We start from the raw sequence: 16,536 nt of genomic DNA, 5'->3' as shown, positions 1-16,536 counted from the left end.
TCACCGGCGCAGAGGGTCGTGCACAGCGGCTCTGTCCGGGCCGGGCCGCGCTGGGGGCGCTTCCCGGCGGTAGCTGGTGAGGCCGCTCGTGCCCGCTGCGGCTGTCCATGATCCGCCGGACAGGCCCTGGCGGCCCGCTCGCCTCTGTGGTGCTGTCCGGTGCCACGGACGCGTCCGGCGCGAGCGGCTTCATCAGGCCTGTCCGGGCGGCCCGGCGCGCAGCGCGCGGGTCACGGACCAGGCGACGGACACCACAGGCACGGACACGACCGCGCCGATCACTCCCGCGACGATGCTTCCGGCGATCACCGAGATCGCCACGGCCACCGGGTGCAGCCGGACCGCCCAGCTCATCACCAGCGGGTGCAGCACATGCCCCTCGAACTGGCCGACGACGACGATGAGCGCCAGGACGACCGCGGCGATGACAGGGCCCCGTCCGGCCAGAGCCACCACGGTCGCCACGGCCAGCGCGATGGGCGACCCGATCAGGGGGACGAAGGTGGCGAAGAAGACCAGCAGGGTCAGCGGCAGGGCCAGCGGTACCCGCAGCAGGAGAAGGGCGATGCCGACGAGGACCGCGTTGGAAGCCGCGACAATGATGATGCCCCTGGTGTAGCCGGCGAAGGTGTGCCAGGCCGCCCGGCTCGCCCGGTCCCACGGCGCGCGGGCGGTCTCCGGGAGTTGGTCGTTGAACCACCGCCACATCCGGTCGCCGGAGTGCACGAAGAAGATTGAGCAGAACAGCGCCAGGAACGCGCCGGTCAGCACCTCCACGGCCCGGTTGGCGCCGCTGAGCGCGCTGCTGATCAGGGTCGAGCGGTGGGTCGACAGGAAGGTGCTGATCTTGTCGTGCAGCCCTGACAGAGTGCCGCGCCGGACATTGAACGGGGGGCCCTCCAGCCAGCGTTCGATCCGGCTGATCCCGCCGCGGAAATCGCCGGCGAGCTTACCCGCCTCCCCGGCCGCCGCATTGCCGACCAGGGCCAGCAGCCCCAGCACCACGAGCAGGCTGCCGAACACCGCGAGTACCACCGCGAGCGGCCGGGGCAGCACGCGCGCCAGAAGGTCGGTCAGGGGCCGCAGCAAGGCGGTCGCCACCAGAGCGAGGAACACCGCGACCGCGACGAGTTGGAAGCGCCCCAGCACCATGAAGGCCACATAGACAAGGGCCCCGATGACCAGCAGACGCCACGCGTACGCGGCGGCGAGGCGCAGCCCGGAGTGGACGCGTTCGCCCTCACCGCGCCCGGCCGCGGGGACTGCCGGGGCAGCGCGGGAGCGGGCCACCGACACCGAGGCGCCTTGGGGGCGGTTGCGCAGGACGATGTACCGCGGGCGCCGGCCGCGCGGCGGACGTCCAGAGTTCCCCGTGCGCTCTCCCTTCGGCCTCTGCGGCGGGGGGAGGGACTCGCTGCTCACCTGCGCGCCACCGCCACCGCCTCCTTCGTCCCGGTCCTGCACCTCAGACAGAGGGAGATTAATCCCTATATGTGGTGATTCAATCAGGGAAGACGTCCGGCTGCGTGACAACCGACTCCGGCGCGGCGGGCACCGGTCGCGGTCAGGGGCGCGGGGAAGGGCGCTGTGAGGGCTCGTCGAGCGGCTGGCGGTCGGCCTCGTCACTGAAGCGCACCGTCACGGTCTCTTCGGGCCGGCGTTCCTCCATCTTCGCCAGCCGGACGAACGCCTCCTTGTCAGCCGCCGTGAACGGCGGCTGCGTCATCGAGCGCGGCCACAGCCGGTACCTCAGGACGACATTGATCTCTGCCGCGAGCAGCGTCAGCCGCGCTCCGACGTAGAGCCAGGACAACAGGCCGATGACGATCGCGAAGAAGCCGTACACCGCGGCGGCATGCCCGAGGACGTACTGGACGTACCACGTGCCCAGCGCCTGCAGTGCCTCCCAGAAGAACGTCGCCAGCACCGCTCCGACCACCACGTCCCGCACCCGCACTGTCGCCGCGGTCAGCATCGTGAAGGCCGCGAGGAACACCCCGAAGTTGACGACCGTCGACACCACCACCGTCCAGAGCCAGTTCAGGACCCCGAACACCGGGGCGAGCTCCACAAGCGTGGTCGAGAACACAATGGCCAGTCCCATGACCAGCAGGATCGCGAACCCCCGCACCCGGCGCCCGACGAACCCGGGCCATTCCTTGAACGGCACGTTCCAGACCGTGTTCATGGCGTTCTGCGCCGCCTGCCCGACCCCCTGGGCGCCGTAGATCGTGCCGGCGATGCCCAGCGCCAGCGCCAGCCCGCTGCCCCGGAGCGGATGCGCCGAGCTGCGCAGCTGGCTGCCGATGATCGGGAAGTCCGCCAACGCGGAGTTCACCAGCTTGTGCTCCAGGTCGGGATGCCCCCCGAGCACGAAGCCGAGGACGGTTGAGAAGAGGAGCAGTAGCGGGAAGATCGCGAACAGCGCGTAGTAGGCGATCAGCGCCGCCTTGCCGCCGGCTTGATCATTGCCGAACTTCTGGATGACCGCGAACGGCAGTCCGACGACGCTGTGACGTTGCTGGAACCGATCGATCCGGCGCACCAAGATCTCGACCCGGTTCATCGCTCCTCCGCAACGCTGCAGGCGGCTCGTCCCTCCATCCATCTTGCGCCCGTGAACCGGATGCGCGCGGCTGCGGACCTCGCTGCGGGTGAGACCGGTTGTTCTGCGGAACGCCTGTCAAACGGTGATCGGCGGGCTAGGTTGTGCGGTGATCACATACCTGATGTGCACCAGGAGCCGGGCCGTGGCTGACCACGTATCGACGCCAGAGTCCCTTGAGCGGATCGCGGCGAAGATCGACACCAGTGTGCCGCACTCGGCGCGGTTCTGGAACTACCTGCTGGGCGGCGAGGACCACTTCCCCCCTGACCGGGAGGTGGGGGATTACATCATGGCGAATATGCCGGGCCTGGTGGAGGTCGCCCGCTGTTCCCGGCGCTTCCTGGTCCGAGCGGTCCACTACTTGGCCGCGGAGGAGGGGATCCGTCAGTTCCTGGACATCGGCACCGGCCTGCCGACCTCGGAGCACGTTCACGAGGTCGCACAGCGGGCGGCCCCCGAGTGCCGGATCGTGTACGTCGACAATGACCCGCTGGTGCTGGCCCATGCCCGCGCGCTGCTGGTCGACACGCCTGAGGGCAGGACCGACTGCATAGACGCGGATCTGCGGAACCCGGACGCGATCGTGGAGGCCGCGGCCGCGACGCTGGATCTCACCCGGCCTGTTGCCCTCGTCCTGACGGGCATCATCGGGCACATCGCCGATTTCGACGAGGCGAAGGCGCTCGTCCGGCGGTTGCTGGCCGCACTGCCCTCCGGCAGTTTCCTGGTGCACTGCGACGGCACCAACACGAGCCCGCAGATGGTGGAGGCCGAGGAGCGGTACATCAACAGCGGCGCGGTTCCGTACTACGTCCGCAGCCCTGAGCAGATCAGGCAGGTTTTCGACGGCCTTGAGCTGGTGGAGCCCGGCGTCGTGCCGGTGACGCGATGGCGGCCGGAAGCCGGCGAACCCGGGGAATCCGGCGGCCCCGCCGATGTGGATGCCTGCGGTGGTGTCGGCCGCAAGGCCTGAGGCCTGTCCGGCGGATCGCGGGCACCCGCCGCGCCCGGGGCCGTTCATGATCCGCCGGACAGGCCCTGAGGGCCTAACGAGGTGCGGCACCACGGTGGGCGCGGACTCGATTCACGGCACCGAGCAGCCGCCTCCGGGCGCGTCGCACCTGGCGGTTGCCGCCGACCGAGTCCAGCAGCCGCTGTCCGGCGCCGGGAGCGTAGGCCGGACCCTCCAGCCGCACCAGCCTGCCGTCCCGTACGACGGCGTACGCGAGCGGGCCGCCCTTGGGCTTCGGCACGTTGGCGGTCAGCAGGGTGACCGGCTGCCGGCCTGACGGGGCCTTGAGCCGCCCGGCGACCCGCAGCACTGGGCCGGACCCGCCGGGCACCAGCTCCGCCGGGACGGTGACCGCCTTCTTGCCCTCGCCGATCCGCACCCGCGCCTCCAGCCCCGGCCCGTCGCTCTGCGCGACGAACGGCAACGGCAGCTCGGCGGGCATCGCGGACCGCTGCCGCCGCGGGCTGCGCGCGGCGTTCGCGGTGCGGTGGAGTTCATCGGTGAGGCGGCGCTGCCGCTCATCCATGTCGAGGGCCAGCTGCCCCCGGTCCGTCCAATACGGGATCGCGATCCGCGCGGGCGAGCCGACGAGGGCGGGGCCGGCCTGTGCCGTCGGGCCCGGGGTGCCGTCACCGCTCAGCCGTACGAGCCGGTCTATGCCGAGCAGCTGGACGAACGCCCACACGTCGTGGACCCCGCGCTCCAGCGCCTTTCCGCCCGCCAGGGTGCCGGAATCGATGGTCATCCGGCCCACCGCGACCACCTGGCTGCGTCCGTCGCCCAGCGACTCCAGCCGGCTCCAGGTCGCCTTCCGGATACCACCAGTCCTGGCGGTCGCGGTCCTTGACGACAAGCTCGCCATAGGTCTGCCGGAAGGGGTCGGTGACCTCCCGCTCCGGGACTCCGGGCACTGAGTCGATGAGGTCCGGGTCCAGCAGCACCCGGCCGTCCCGCTCGACCGGCACCAGCGGCTCGCCGTCGCCTCGCACCAGGCTCAACCGCACGTCGGCGACGAGCCGGCCGTTCTGCCAGCGCGGCCCATCGATCTCGGTGTGAGCCTTGACCTCCCGGATCCGCTTCGCCAGCTCGACCGCGGCGTCGAAGTCACCGCGCTCCAGCAGCTCCGCGCGCAGCCGGGAGACGGCGGGCAGGCTGTCCCTCACTCCGGGCGGGAACGCTTCGAGTGCCACCTGGCGCGCCGCCTCGAAGCGCGGCCGCTGGTCGGCACATCGGCGTCGTTGCGCTTGGCGTGCTCGTACAGCCGTTCCAGGGCCTCCGGGCCGAGCAGGTCGTCGTGGTCGACGAACTGGATGTATTCGCCCTGCGCGTGGCTCATGCCCACATTGCGCGGCTTTCCGGGCCAGCCGGAGTTGGGCTGGGAGTGCACGTGGACGTTCGGGTGCTCGGCGGCGAGCTTCTCCAGACGGACCAGCGTGTCGTCCGTGGAGCCGTCATCGACGTAGAACACTTCGTACTCGTCCGCCGGAAGGCTCTGCCCCAGCAGAGACGGAGCGCACTCGTCCACGTAGCGGCCGGTGTTGTAGACCGGCACGACGACACGCATCTGCAGTCCCTCGTGAAGGCCCGGGCGGTGGGCCGGGCCGGATCCTGAGAACCCTATGCGAGAGAAACGCGGACGTGTCAACCAGATGCCCCTGGGGTGTACGCCTCGCGGCCGGCGCGGTGGCCGGCGAACGTCGCGATGGACGAGATCGGCATTACGGCGGCGATCCGTCAGGGGTCCAGCAGCCGGCGGGGCCCCGGGCCGCCCTGCGAAAGGACATCGTCGGGGTTGATGAGCCGGCACTCGTCGAAGGACAGGCAGCCGCAGCCGATGCAGGCGGTGAAACGGTCCCGCATGCGCTCCATCTTCGCGATGCGGTCGTTGATCTCCTGGCTCCAGCACTCGGAGGCCCGGATCCAGAATTCCCGGGTGGGGGCGGCGCCCTTCGGGAGGAAGCCCAGCACCTCGCGGATTTTCGCCAGCGGTATGCCGACGGTCTGCGAAGCGCGGACGAAGGCGATCCGGCGCAGGGTGGCGCGGTGGTAGCGGCGCTGGTTTCCGGTGGTCCGGCGGCTGTCGATGAGCCCTTCGCGCTCGTAGAAACGCAGGGCGGAGGTGGGGACGCCGCTACGGGCGGACAGCTCTCCGATGGTGAGTTCCTTGGGGATTGCCGCGTTGGGTGGCATGCCGGCCAGCGTACCTTGACTTGAACCTTTGTTTAAGTACGAGTCTGTTCCCACGAGGGCCGGGCCCCGGTCGTCGCAGGGACCCATACGACTGGACAAAGGGAATCAGCCATGCCTGAGAACACCGAACCTCGCCGAGCGGAGCAGCTGCGGCTCGCGGTGATCATCGGCAGCGTCCGGGAGGGCCGGTTCGGCCCGACCGTCGCGAACTGGTTCGCCGGGCAGGCGGCCGGGCGAACCGATATGACCGTTGATGTGGTGGATCTGGCCGGGATCAGGCTGCCGCTGGAGATGCCGCCCTTCGGGAGCCCGCCGGCGCCCGAGGCTGCCCGCGCGCTGGGGGAGCTGACGCCCCGGCTGGCGGCGGCGGACGCCTTCGTGGTGGTCACGCCGGAGTACAACCACAGCTTTCCGGCGTCGTTGAAGAACGCCGTGGACTGGCACAGCAGGGAGTGGTACGCCAAGCCGGTCGGATTTGTCTCGTACGGCGGCGTGTCTGGCGGGCTGCGGGCGGTGGAGCAGCTGAGGGTGGTCTTCGCGGAGCTGCATGCGGTGACCGTCCGGGACACCGTCAGCTTCCATGGCGCGTGGAGCCAGTTCGACGACCAGGGGGAGCCGATCAGTCCAGACGGTTGCGGCGGCGCGGCCAAGACGATGCTCGACCAGCTCGCCTGGTGGGCGCGGGCATTGCGGGAGGCCAAGGCGGTCCGCCCGTACGCCGCCTGACCAGACGGAACAGGACTCGTGCAATGACAACAGCCAGTGGCTCGGGCCGCGATCACGGCATCACGGTGATCGCCATGGTCGTCGTCCTCGGATCGACGATGACGATCCTCGACACGACCATCGTCAATGTCGCACTCAATCACCTCTCCGAGGGCTTCCACGCCCCGCTGGCCACGATTCAGTGGGTGGCCACCGGCTACACGCTGGCGCTGGCCTCGGTGATCCCGGTGACCGCCTGGGCCATTGGCAGGTTCGGCACCAAGCATGTCTATATCTTCTCGATCGCCTTGTTCACGCTCGGCTCGGCACTGGCGGGACTGTCCTGCAACACCGGGATGCTCATCGCCTTCCGGGTGCTCCAGGGGCTGGGCGGCGGCATGGTCACGCCGGCCGGGATGACGATCGTGATCCGGGCCGCCGATCCGGCCAGGGCCGGGCGGACGATGAGCATCCTGGGGATTCCGGTGCTGATCGGCCCGCTGTCCGGACCGGTACTGGGCGGCTGGCTGGTGGACGCGATCTCCTGGCGGGCGATTTTCTTCGTCAATCTGCCCATCGGGGCCCTGGTCCTCGTGCTCGCGGCACGGCTCCTGCGGCGCGGCACTCCGCAGGCCGCCCGCCGGCTGGATGTGCCCGGTCTGCTGACCCTCTCGCCCGGCCTGGCCGCGCTGGTCTACGGGCTGTCCACCGGGGGTGAACGGGGCGACTTCGGCTCCCCCGGCGCGCTGGTGCCGACACTCCTCGGCGCCGCGCTGGTCGGCGCTTTCACGGTCCGGGCGCTGACCGCCCGGCACCCGCTGGTCGACCTGCGGCTGTTCCGGCGCCGGGTGTTCGGCGCGGGTGCCGGCGCGCTGGCGCTTTTCTGCTGCGCCTTCCTCGGGTCGCTGCTGCTGGGGCCGCTGTACTACCAGCTCGTACGGGGGCAGAGCGCGACCGGCGCCGGGCTGCTGGCAGCGCCGCAGACCCTGGCCACCGGGATCACGATGCAGATCGCGACCCGGCTGGCGGACAAGATCGCCCCGGCCAGGATGGTGCCGGTCGGAGTGGCGGTGGCGACCACCGGGTTTCTGCTCTTCACCACCCAGGTCGCGGCCGGAACGCCGTACTGGGTGTTGTGCGGGGCGGGGTGCGTGATGGGCGTCGGAGTGGGAATGACGCTGATGCCCACGATGACAGCCGTGACCCGTAACCTCGCACACGAGGTGGTACCGGCCGCCAGCACCGCGCTGAGCATCATCCAGCAGGTCGCCGGGTCGGTCGGGACGGCCTTGATTTCCGTGCTGCTGTCGGGAGCGTTGGCCGACCGGCTGGCCGGGCGGGCGGCTGGGCGGCCGGCCAGCCGGAAGGGCAACGCCCTCGGCGCGGTGCAGGCACTGCCGGCCGGGGCCCGGCGGGCGATCGCGCCACGCGTGGCGGAAGCCTTCCAGCACACCTACGGCTGGGCCGTCGCCCTGATGGCGTTGGCGCTGGTGCCGGCCCTGCTGCTGCCCCGCCACACCCCGGAGCCGGTGGTCGCCCCCACCGATCCCGCGAACCGGGTGCCGGACCCGGCCTGAGCCCGGCCCCGGTCGTGGCTCGGGCTCTGGGCGCGTACCAATCCGCCCGCGGCGACTTCCCCGAGCAGCCGCAGCCCGGCCTCCGACGGGGAGCCGGGCTCCGGCACCTTCCCCAGTTCCGGACAGTCCGTCGTCTACTTCTGCGGCCTCGTGCCCCAACTCGATACAGTCCAGCTCGACACAGATCACGGCTCCGAGTTCCTCGACGCCCCGGCGCAGTTGGTGAAGTACCAAACCGTCCTGGACAGGATGGAAGGATGTGCCCTCAAACCGGCGGAGTCCCGCGACCTGATCCGCAGCATCGCACGAGTTATCTGAAGGGGAGCGAACGTGTCCGTCCATGACTGGCAGAAGTCTTCGTTCAGTGGTGAGGCGGCCAACTGCCTCTACGTCGCGGCAGGTGAGGATGGGACTGTCAAGCTGCGCGAGAGCGATGCTCCCGGCGATATCGTGACCACCACGCCCGCCGGGCTGCGGTCTTTCATACGCAGCGTCCAGGCAGGCGAGTTCGACCGCTTCCTCGAGGTCTGATATTGGGCTGCCCGGTACGCCGGCTGGTACCTCCTGGGAACCCTACGTGTGGGCCGCAGCGGCACTTCGTCCGCCGTGACCTCCCGCGTCAGCGCCAAGATGGGGTCTCAGAACGTGGCCGTCTCCGGGTACCTGCGGTGCGTGAACCAGCCGGCGGTGGCTTTGTCGATGACAACTGGCTCCATCGGTAGGCCTGTTGTCCTTGGACATTGAAGTTGGCCGGGTGGTGTTGCGCTGACCTGGGCGGGCCTTTTTGGATGGCACGGCCATTTGGTGGAGGGGTCGGCTGGGGGTGGCCGTGGGGTCGGGTGGATTCGTGTTCTGTGTCAGGGAATCCGGCCGTTGGGAGGCTCTGTGGTGCTACCGGCGGATCGCCGAGACCAGGCCTCCCGGGCCTTCCGGGCCTGCGGCCGGTACGGTGACGGGCCGCCCGTAGGCGGCGGCGCGCTCGCGGACGGTGAACGCCTCCGCGGTCCAGCCCATGTCGGCCAGCCAGGCGATCGGGTCCTCCGGCATCTCGGAGACCCACATCGAAGCCGCCGTCTCCTGGTCCTCCGCGAAGCGCTCCAGGACGCCCCGTGAGCCGAGCGTGAGCCCCATCCTGCTGCCGGGCGCGGAGAGGTGCCCGATCTGGCCGAGGAGGCGGTCGACAGCGTCCGCCGGAAGGTAGATCAGCAGGCCCTCGGCGATCCACACCGTAGGGGCGTCCAGGTCATGACCGGCTGCGGCCAGCACCGTGGGCCAGTCCTCGCGCAGGTCCACCGGCACCGTGATCCGCTCGCAGCGCGGTTCGGCCCGCTCCGCCCGCAGCACCGACTCCTTGAAGTTCAACGGCTCCGCCGTGTCGACCTCGAAGAAACGGGTCTTCGCCGGCCAGTCCAGCCGGTAGGCCCTGCTGTCCATGCCCGCGCCCAGCAGCACCACCTGGCGGACCCCCGCCGCCATCGCCTCGGCCAGCAGCTCGTCCAGGAACCTAGTCCTGATCACGATCGAGAAGGCGACCGCGACCCACCGTCGCGGCGGCGTACCCGTGACCTTCGGCAGTCCGCCCGCGGCCGTGAACGCCGCCGCGAGCGGATCGCGGAACAGGGCTTTCTCCCGTTCGCTCTCCAACGCGCGGACCCGCGCGACACCCACGGCGGTTGCCCATACTCCGGACGGTCGGGCAGTGCTCATGGCGCCTCCGGCAAAGGGTCAGGAAGCCGACGGCGACGGCTCCGCGGTGGGCACGTTTTGGCGGAGCTGTTCACGCACACTCTCTTCTCCGAGTCGAATCGTTCAGTCCATCGGAAAGGATGTCACGGCGCGGAGGACGGCGTGGCAATGGGCCGGTCGCACGTCGGCGAGCCCTTCAGGCGGTAGATCACGGCGGTTCCGTCCGTTCCCGCCAAGGTCCGCCGGCCACGAGCGTCTCGGCGTCCTCGGGGGTAATCGTGTAACCCTCGATGCGGGTGGAGCCGCGTACCGCCGCCGCGGTCAGGGACCGGCGCAGCTGCCCTTGCCAACGTCGTGGTTCCGCCAGCCGGTGCCGGAATTCGGAGCGGAAGGCCTCGATGTCCTCGATGACCCGCAGGTCGTCCGACGTGAGTCCAGGTGTGGAGTAGAGCATCCTCCGACACTAGGACGCACGTAGGGTCGGAGGCCACGCCGATGGGGGGGGTGCCACCCCTTCAGGGTGTGTCTTGGGCATCGCGGAATCCGGAAAAGGTCTGATGAAATGACCGCATGATCGAGCAGAGGACGTTCGACGCAGTGACCGCGGCGATCCGGACCGTGGCGGAGGAAGAGGTCGTCGCCCGCTTCCGACGGCTCGCCGAGGGGGACGTGAGCGAGAAGACCGGTCCACTGGACCTGGTCACCATCGCGGACCGGCGGGCGGAGGAACGGCTCACGAAGGAGCTCGGCGCGCTGCTGCCCGGTTCGGTGGTGGTCGGCGAGGAGGCCGTGAGCGCTGACCCGGGGGTGCTGGAGCGGATCAGGGGCGAAGCACCGGTTTGGATCGTCGACCCGGTGGACGGCACCTCCAACTTCGTCGCCGGGAAACCGGAGTTCGGGACGCTGGTCGCGCTCGCGCGGGGCGGCGAGGTGTTCGCGTCATGGACGTACGTACCGAGGCTGGGCCTGCTGGCCACGGCCCGCCGGGGGCAGGGGGCGTACGTCAACGGGGAGCGAGTTGGAACCGCCGTGGGCGGGGATGTGCTGCGGGTGGCGACCTCGCAGTACGCCTACCTCGACGCGCAGGAGCGACGGGGGATGGACGGGCTCGGGATCGACGGAGTGCTGCCCCGGCCGTGCAGCTGCGCCGGGCTCGACTACCTGGAGCTGGCCCGCGGTGAGCTGGACGCGGTGGCCTTCACCTGGGAGCACCCCTGGGACCACGCGGCGGGGCTGCTGCTGGTCACCGAGGCGGGCGGGGCGAGCACCACGGCGGCGGGGGAGCCGTTCCGGATCACCGGCGGGAACGCGCTGCCCTTCTCGGTGGCCAGGGACGCGGCCACCGCGCGGCGGGTCGTCGGGCTGATGGCGCCGGGGAACGCGCGGTGAGCCGGGCCGGCGTCAGGGACGCGATCGTGGTCGGCGCCGGGCCCAACGGCCTCACGGCCGCGGTCGAGCTGGCACGGGCGGGGCTGTCCGTGGAGCTCTACGAGGCCGGGGAGGCCGTCGGGGGAGGTGCCCGCACCGAGGAGCTGACGCTGCCGGGGTTCCGGCACGACCCGTGCTCGGCGGTGCACCCGATGGGGGTGCGTTCGCCCGCCTTCCGCGCCATGCCGCTGGCCCGGCACGGGCTGGAGTGGCTGCACCCGGATCTGCCGCTGGCCCACCCCTTCGACGACGGTACGGCGGCGGTGCTGGCCCGCAGCGTCGGCGAGACGGCCGCCTCGCTCGGGCCGCGCGACGCGGGGACGTACCGGCGGCTGCTGGCCCCGTACGTCGGCCACTGGGACACCATCGCCGCCGACTTCCTCCGCCCGCAGTGGCTCGGCCTGCCGCGCGACCCCATCCGTTTCGCCCGCTTCGGGCTTACCGGTCTGCCGCCCGTCGCCCTGCTCGCCCGCCGCTTCCGGGACCCGAAGGCGCGCGGGCTGCTGGCAGGGCTCGCGGCCCATGCCATCGCGCCGCTGACCAATCCCCTCACCGGCGCGACCGCGCTCATGTTCGCCCTCGCGGCGCACGACGCCGGCTGGCCGGTGGCGCGCGGCGGCTCGCAGGCGATCTCGGACGCGCTGGCCTCGTATCTCCGCGAGCTGGGCGGCACGATCCATACCGGCGTCACCATCCGCCACCTCGACGAGCTGCCGCCCGCCCGGGCGTACGTCTTCGACACCTCGCCGACCGCCCTGGCCCGTATCGCCGACCTCGGCGACGCCTACCGCGGCTACCGGTACGGACCCGCCGCCTTCAAGATCGACTATGCCCTGGACGGCCCCGTCCCATGGACCGCCCCGGCCGCCCGCCGGGCCGGTACCGTGCACATCGGCCCCACCTACGGCGAGATCGGCGAGGCCCTGCAGCGCGCGGTGCGGGGCCGCCCGCCGCTGACGCCCTTCCTGATCTCCGCCCAGCCCAGCCTCATCGACCCGACCCGCGCCCCGGAGGGCAAACACGTCTTCTGGGTCTACGGCCATGTCCCCAACGGCTGGCACGGCGACGCCACCGACGCCATCGAGCGGCAGCTCGAACGCTTCGCCCCCGGCTTCCGTGACCGCGTCCTGGCGCGCGCGGTCAGCGGGCCGGCCGAGCTCGCCGCCCGCAACGCGAACTATGTGGGCGGCGACATCAGCTGCGGGGCCTTCTCCGGACTGCAGACCGTCCTGCGGCCGAAGCTCGCGTGGGTGCCGTACACGACCTCCCGCCCCGGGGTCTTCCTCTGCTCCTCCGCGACCCCGCCGGGGCCCGGCGTGCACGGTATGCCGGGGCACCACGCCGCCAGGGCGGTGCTGAGGCGGCTGGCGGCCGGCGGGGCTTGAGCCCCGGCGGGCGCCGCGTGACCGCGCCGCCGGCGGCCGATGAAGGGTCCCCGGGGAGGCCGGCGGACCGAGCCGTGGGGAGCGGCGAAGAAAAGGAGACCGGCACCTGCTGTCGCTGTGGTGGCTGGAGGTCGCGGGGGAGCTGAGCCGCCGGGAGCTGGCGGACGCGCTGGAGCTGCCGCCACAGCACGCGGCGGTACGAATCGGCTACCACTCTTCCCAGTCCCACGGCGGCGGCGCTCCGGTGCCGGGAGGGGGTGCCCCGCTCACGGCGGCCCGTACCCGCCACCGCCGGGCGTGTCGATCATCAGGACGTCCCCCGGCCGCACCTCGACCGAATCGCATCCGGCCATCGGCTCGACTGTGCCGTCCGCCCGCCGCACCCCGTTCGCCCCCAGCGCGCCGGGGGAGCCGCCTGCCATGCCGTAGGGCGGCACCCGGCGGTGGCCGGACAGGGTACTGACCGTCATCGCCTCGCGGAAACGGATCCGGCGCACCGCCCCGTCGCCGCCGGGCCAGCGTCCGGCACCGCCGCTGCCGCGCCGTACGGCGAACTCGTCGAGCAGGACGGGAAGGCGCCATTCGAGGACCTCGGGGTCGGTCAGCCGGGAGTTCGTCATATGGGTTTGAACCACGGCGGCGCCCACGAAGCCGTCACCGGCACCGGAACCCGAGGCGACGGTCTCGTAGTACTGGTGCCGTTCGTTGCCGAAGGTGACGTTGTTCATCGTGCCGGAGCCCTCGGCCTGGACGCGCAGGGCGGCGTAGAGGGCGCCGGTGATCGCCTGCGAGGTCTCGACGTTGCCCGCGACGACGGCGGCCGGAAAGACGGGCGAGAGCATGGTGCCGGGCGGGATGACGATCCGCAGCGGGCGCAGGCAGCCGTCGTTGAGGGGGATGTCGTCGGCGACGAGGGTGCGGAAGACGTAGAGCACGGCGGCGGTCGCGACCGACGAGGGCGCGTTGAAGTTCGTGCCGAGCTGGGGCGAGGTGCCGGTGAAGTCGATGGTGGCCGAGCGCTGTTCGCGGTCGACGGAGATCGTGACTGAGATGATCGCGCCGGAGTCGGTCTCGTAGCGGCAGGCGCCGTCGTCCAGGGCGTCGATGACGCGGCGTACCGCGGCCTCTGCGTTGTCCTGCACATGCCGCATGTAGGCCTGTACCACGTCGAGGCCGAAGTGGGCGATCATCCTGCCGACCTCCTCGACGCCCTTGTTGTTGGCGGCGATCTGGGCGCGCAGGTCGGCGAGGTTGGTGGCGGGGCTGCGCGACGGGTACGGCGCCTCGGTGAGCAGCCGCAGTGTCTCGGCCTCGCGCAGGCGGCCGTTCTCCACGAGCAGCCAGTTGTCGAAGAGGATGCCCTCCTCGTGCACGTCGCGGCTGCCTGCGGGCATGGAGCCGGGGGCGATGCCGCCGATCTCGGCGTGGTGGCCGCGTGCGGCGACGTGGAACAGGATCTCCCCGTCGGCATCGAAGACGGGGGTCACCACGGTGACATCGGGCAGGTGGGTGCCGCCGTGGTAGGGGTCGTTGACGGCGTAGACGTCACCCGGCTTCATGCTCCCGGCCCGGCGGCGGATGACCTCTTTGACGCTGGTGCCCATCGATCCGAGGTGTACGGGGATGTGCGGGGCGTTGGCGATGAGGCTGCCGTCCGGGTCGAACAGGGCGCACGAGAAGTCGAGCCGCTCCTTGATGTTGACGGACTGGGCGGTTGACTCCAGGCGCGCGCCCATCTGCTGGGCGATCGACATGAAGAGGTTGTTGAAGATCTCCAGCAGGACCGGGTCCGCCTCGGTACCGACGTCGGCCTCGGGCCGGGCGGCCACCCGTTCCACCACCAGATGCCCGCCCGGTGTCATCGCGGCCTGCCAGCCGGTGTCGACGACGGTGGTGGCGTTGGCCTCGGTGATGACCGCCGGCCCGGTCACCGAGTCACCGGGCCGCATCCGCTCGCGCCGGCGCAGCGGCGCCTGCCGCCAGGCTCCGCCGGTGTACAGCTGTGCGGTGCCGGCGTCCGCGGGGGCGCCGGGTTCTGCCTGTTCGCCGAGGTCGGTGAGGTCGGTGAAGTTGCCCAGGTCGCCGAGGTCGGGCTGCTCGGTCAGGCCGGTCGCCTCGACCGACAGGGCCTCGACGATGACGGGACGGTCCATGAGGAACGAGTACGTCGCGCGATGGGCCGCCTCGAACGCGGTGGTCATGGCGTCAGCCGCAGCCATTTCCACCGGCAGCGTGCTGTCGGTGCCGTCGTAGCGCAGCTGGGCGCGCCGGGTCACCCGGATCCGCGCCTCGGGCACGCCTTCGTCGAGCAGTTCCGCGCGCGCCGCCGCCTCCAGCGCGTCGGCCACCTCACGCACCTGGCCCATCGCCGCCGCTTCGAGCGGCAGCTCGACGGACTGCTCGCGCATGGCGGTGGTGTCGGCCAGCCCGATGCCGAGCGCGGAGAGCACCCCGGCCATGGGCGGTACGAGGACGGTACGGATGCCGAGTGAGTCCGCCACCGCGCACGCGTGCTGCCCGCCCGCGCCGCCGAAGGTGGTGAGCACGTACTCGGTGACGTCGTGGCCTTTTTGGACGGAGATGCGCTTGACGGCGTTGGCGATGTTCGCCACCGCGACCGCCAGGAACCCCTCGGCGACCTGCTCGGGCGACCGCTCGTCCCCGGTGGCGTCACGGATGCCGGCGGCCAGCTCGGAGAACTGCCGCCGCACGGTGCCGGTGTCGAGCGGCTGGTCGCCGTCCGGTCCGAAGACGCGCGGGAAATGATCGGGCTGGATGCGCCCGAGCATCACATTGGCGTCGGTGATGGTCAGCGGTCCGCCGCCCCGGTAGCAGGCCGGTCCGGGGTCGGCCCCCGCCGAGTCCGGACCGACCCGGTAGCGGCTGCCGTCGAAGTGCAGTACGGATCCGCCGCCGGCCGCGACGGTGTGGATGTCCAGCATCGGGGCACGCAGCCGGACCCCGGCCACCTGCGTGTTGAAGACCCGCTCGTACTCCCCGGCGTAGTGCGAGACATCGGTGGAGGTGCCGCCCATGTCGAAGCCGATCACCTTGTCGAAGCCGGCCAGCCCCGACATGCGCACCATGCCGACGATGCCCCCGGCCGGACCGGACAGGATCGCGTCCTTGCCCCGGAAATGCCCTGCTTCGGCCAGGCCGCCATTGGACTGCATGAACATCAGCCGCACCCCGGGCAGCCTCCCCGCCACCTGCCGCACATACCGGCGCAGTACCGGCGAGAGATAGGCGTCGACCACAGCGGTGTCCCCACGCGGCACCAGCTTCATCAGCGGGCTGGCCTCGCTGGACAGCGACACCTGCGGAAACCCGGTCCTTGCCGCGAGCTCCCCGATCGCCTGCTCGTGCGCCGGGTAGAGATAGCTGTGCACGCAGACCACCGCGACGGCGCGGATGCCGTCGTCGTAGGCGCGTCGCAGCTCCCCGGCCAGCGCGTCGAGATCCGGCGGGCGCAGCACTGTGCCGTCGGCCGCGATCCGCTCGTCGACCTCGATCACTCGCTCGTACAGCTGCTCGGGCAGGACGATTTCACGGTCGAAGATCCGCGGCCGGTTCTGGTACCCGATGCGCAGGGCGTCGCCGAACCCGCGTGTGATGACCAGCACGGTCCGCTCGCCTTTGCGCTCCAGCAGGGCGTTGGTCGCCACCGTGGTGCCCATCCGGACCGCGTCGACCTCCGCCTCCGTAATGGGCCGCTCCCCGAGCAGCGCTCGGATCCCCGCCACGGCGGGGTCGCGGTAGCGGGCCGGGTTCTCCGACAGCAGCTTGTGCGTCACCAGCCGGCCGTCCGGACGGCGGGCGACGACGTCGGTGAAGGTGCCACCGCGGTCGACCCAGAACTGCCAGCCGACGCCTGCCACAGCCGTCTCCCTCCCTGGGTAGGTCGTGATTGGAGTATCCGTCCGTACGGCCGCCGCCGCGAGGCGT

Annotated in this window: 15 protein-coding genes and 1 pseudogene; 7 read left to right on the top strand and 9 right to left on the bottom strand. The window is 71.2% G+C overall.

Going from position 1 to position 16,536, the window contains the following annotated elements; translation table 11 throughout:
• Window positions 1-192 precede the first annotated feature (192 nt).
• Window positions 193-1,296 carry an AI-2E family transporter gene (locus tag FCI23_RS08240; RefSeq protein WP_136722787.1) on the bottom strand — a complete coding sequence of 368 codons (1,104 nt, stop codon included), beginning with the start codon at window positions 1,294-1,296 and terminating at the stop codon, window positions 193-195.
• 268 nt (window positions 1,297-1,564) lie between these two features.
• A complete protein-coding gene (locus FCI23_RS08235) occupies window positions 1,565-2,566 on the bottom strand; it encodes a YihY/virulence factor BrkB family protein (RefSeq protein ID WP_136722786.1) in 1,002 nt (333 codons plus the stop codon).
• 184 nt (window positions 2,567-2,750) lie between these two features.
• On the opposite strand from FCI23_RS08235, the gene FCI23_RS08230 reads away from it, so the two are divergent.
• A complete protein-coding gene (locus FCI23_RS08230; RefSeq protein ID WP_246143514.1) occupies window positions 2,751-3,581 on the top strand; it encodes an SAM-dependent methyltransferase in 831 nt (276 codons plus the stop codon).
• 73 nt (window positions 3,582-3,654) lie between these two features.
• On the opposite strand, the gene FCI23_RS59365 is transcribed toward FCI23_RS08230, so the two are convergent.
• The 4 genes from FCI23_RS59365 to soxR form a co-directional block, all read right to left on the bottom strand.
• Window positions 3,655-4,365, bottom strand: coding sequence for a hypothetical protein (locus FCI23_RS59365; protein ID WP_246143513.1), 711 nt, complete (start codon window positions 4,363-4,365; stop codon window positions 3,655-3,657).
• Window positions 4,250-4,810, bottom strand: a complete 561-nt coding sequence (locus FCI23_RS59360) for a hypothetical protein (protein ID WP_246143511.1) — start codon at window positions 4,808-4,810, stop codon at window positions 4,250-4,252. Before FCI23_RS59360 ends, FCI23_RS59365 begins: the two co-directional genes overlap by 116 nt.
• A complete protein-coding gene (locus FCI23_RS59355) occupies window positions 4,780-5,184 on the bottom strand; it encodes a glycosyltransferase family 2 protein (protein ID WP_246143509.1) in 405 nt (134 codons plus the stop codon). Before FCI23_RS59355 ends, FCI23_RS59360 begins: the two co-directional genes overlap by 31 nt.
• Before the next feature lie 170 nt (window positions 5,185-5,354).
• Window positions 5,355-5,810, bottom strand: a complete 456-nt coding sequence (gene soxR, locus FCI23_RS08220) for a redox-sensitive transcriptional activator SoxR (RefSeq protein WP_136722784.1) — start codon at window positions 5,808-5,810, stop codon at window positions 5,355-5,357.
• A 111-nt stretch (window positions 5,811-5,921) separates the two neighbouring features.
• Between soxR and FCI23_RS08215 the strand changes: the two genes are divergently transcribed.
• The 4 genes and pseudogenes from FCI23_RS08215 to FCI23_RS08200 all read left to right on the top strand — a co-directional run bounded on the left by FCI23_RS08215 (window position 5,922) and on the right by FCI23_RS08200 (window position 8,623).
• Window positions 5,922-6,536, top strand: coding sequence for an NADPH-dependent FMN reductase (locus tag FCI23_RS08215; protein ID WP_136722783.1), 615 nt, complete (start codon window positions 5,922-5,924; stop codon window positions 6,534-6,536).
• Window positions 6,537-6,559: 23 nt separating this feature from the next.
• Complete coding sequence (locus FCI23_RS08210; protein ID WP_136722782.1) at window positions 6,560-8,092, top strand: DHA2 family efflux MFS transporter permease subunit; 1,533 nt, start codon at window positions 6,560-6,562, stop codon at window positions 8,090-8,092.
• 96 nt (window positions 8,093-8,188) lie between these two features.
• A pseudogene (locus FCI23_RS08205) lies at window positions 8,189-8,410 on the top strand (Scr1 family TA system antitoxin-like transcriptional regulator); the annotation flags it as partial.
• Window positions 8,411-8,422: 12 nt separating this feature from the next.
• Entirely contained in the window at window positions 8,423-8,623 is a 201-nt protein-coding gene (locus FCI23_RS08200) for a DUF397 domain-containing protein (protein WP_136722781.1), read from the top strand.
• A 360-nt stretch (window positions 8,624-8,983) separates the two neighbouring features.
• Here FCI23_RS08200 and FCI23_RS08195 read toward each other — a convergent pair whose 3' ends face one another.
• Window positions 8,984-9,799, bottom strand: coding sequence for a class I SAM-dependent methyltransferase (locus tag FCI23_RS08195; protein WP_136722780.1), 816 nt, complete (start codon window positions 9,797-9,799; stop codon window positions 8,984-8,986).
• Window positions 9,800-9,986: 187 nt separating this feature from the next.
• On the bottom strand, window positions 9,987-10,232 hold the full coding sequence (locus FCI23_RS08190) for a hypothetical protein (protein WP_136722779.1): 246 nt from the start codon (window positions 10,230-10,232) through the stop codon (window positions 9,987-9,989).
• A 116-nt stretch (window positions 10,233-10,348) separates the two neighbouring features.
• On the opposite strand from FCI23_RS08190, the gene FCI23_RS08185 reads away from it, so the two are divergent.
• Together FCI23_RS08185 and FCI23_RS08180 are read left to right on the top strand one after the other, a co-directional pair.
• The gene (locus FCI23_RS08185) at window positions 10,349-11,167 is read left to right on the top strand and encodes an inositol monophosphatase family protein (RefSeq protein WP_136722778.1); all 819 of its coding nucleotides are present in this window, start codon (window positions 10,349-10,351) and stop codon (window positions 11,165-11,167) included.
• Window positions 11,164-12,591: a phytoene desaturase family protein gene (locus tag FCI23_RS08180; RefSeq protein ID WP_136722777.1), complete on the top strand. Its 1,428-nt coding sequence runs from the start codon at window positions 11,164-11,166 to the stop codon at window positions 12,589-12,591. The genes FCI23_RS08185 and FCI23_RS08180 overlap by 4 nt, the downstream gene beginning before the upstream one ends.
• Before the next feature lie 266 nt (window positions 12,592-12,857).
• Here FCI23_RS08180 and FCI23_RS08175 read toward each other — a convergent pair whose 3' ends face one another.
• Window positions 12,858-16,469 carry a hydantoinase B/oxoprolinase family protein gene (locus tag FCI23_RS08175; protein ID WP_136722776.1) on the bottom strand — a complete coding sequence of 1,204 codons (3,612 nt, stop codon included), beginning with the start codon at window positions 16,467-16,469 and terminating at the stop codon, window positions 12,858-12,860.
• Window positions 16,470-16,536: the final 67 nt, after the last annotated feature.

This window comes from Actinacidiphila oryziradicis, assembly GCF_005047355.1.
In the GTDB taxonomy this organism is placed as follows: Bacteria; Actinomycetota; Actinomycetes; order Streptomycetales; family Streptomycetaceae; genus Actinacidiphila; species Actinacidiphila oryziradicis.
The sequence above is the reverse complement of the archived record's forward strand: the minus strand, read 5'-3'. Positions and strand labels throughout refer to the sequence as shown.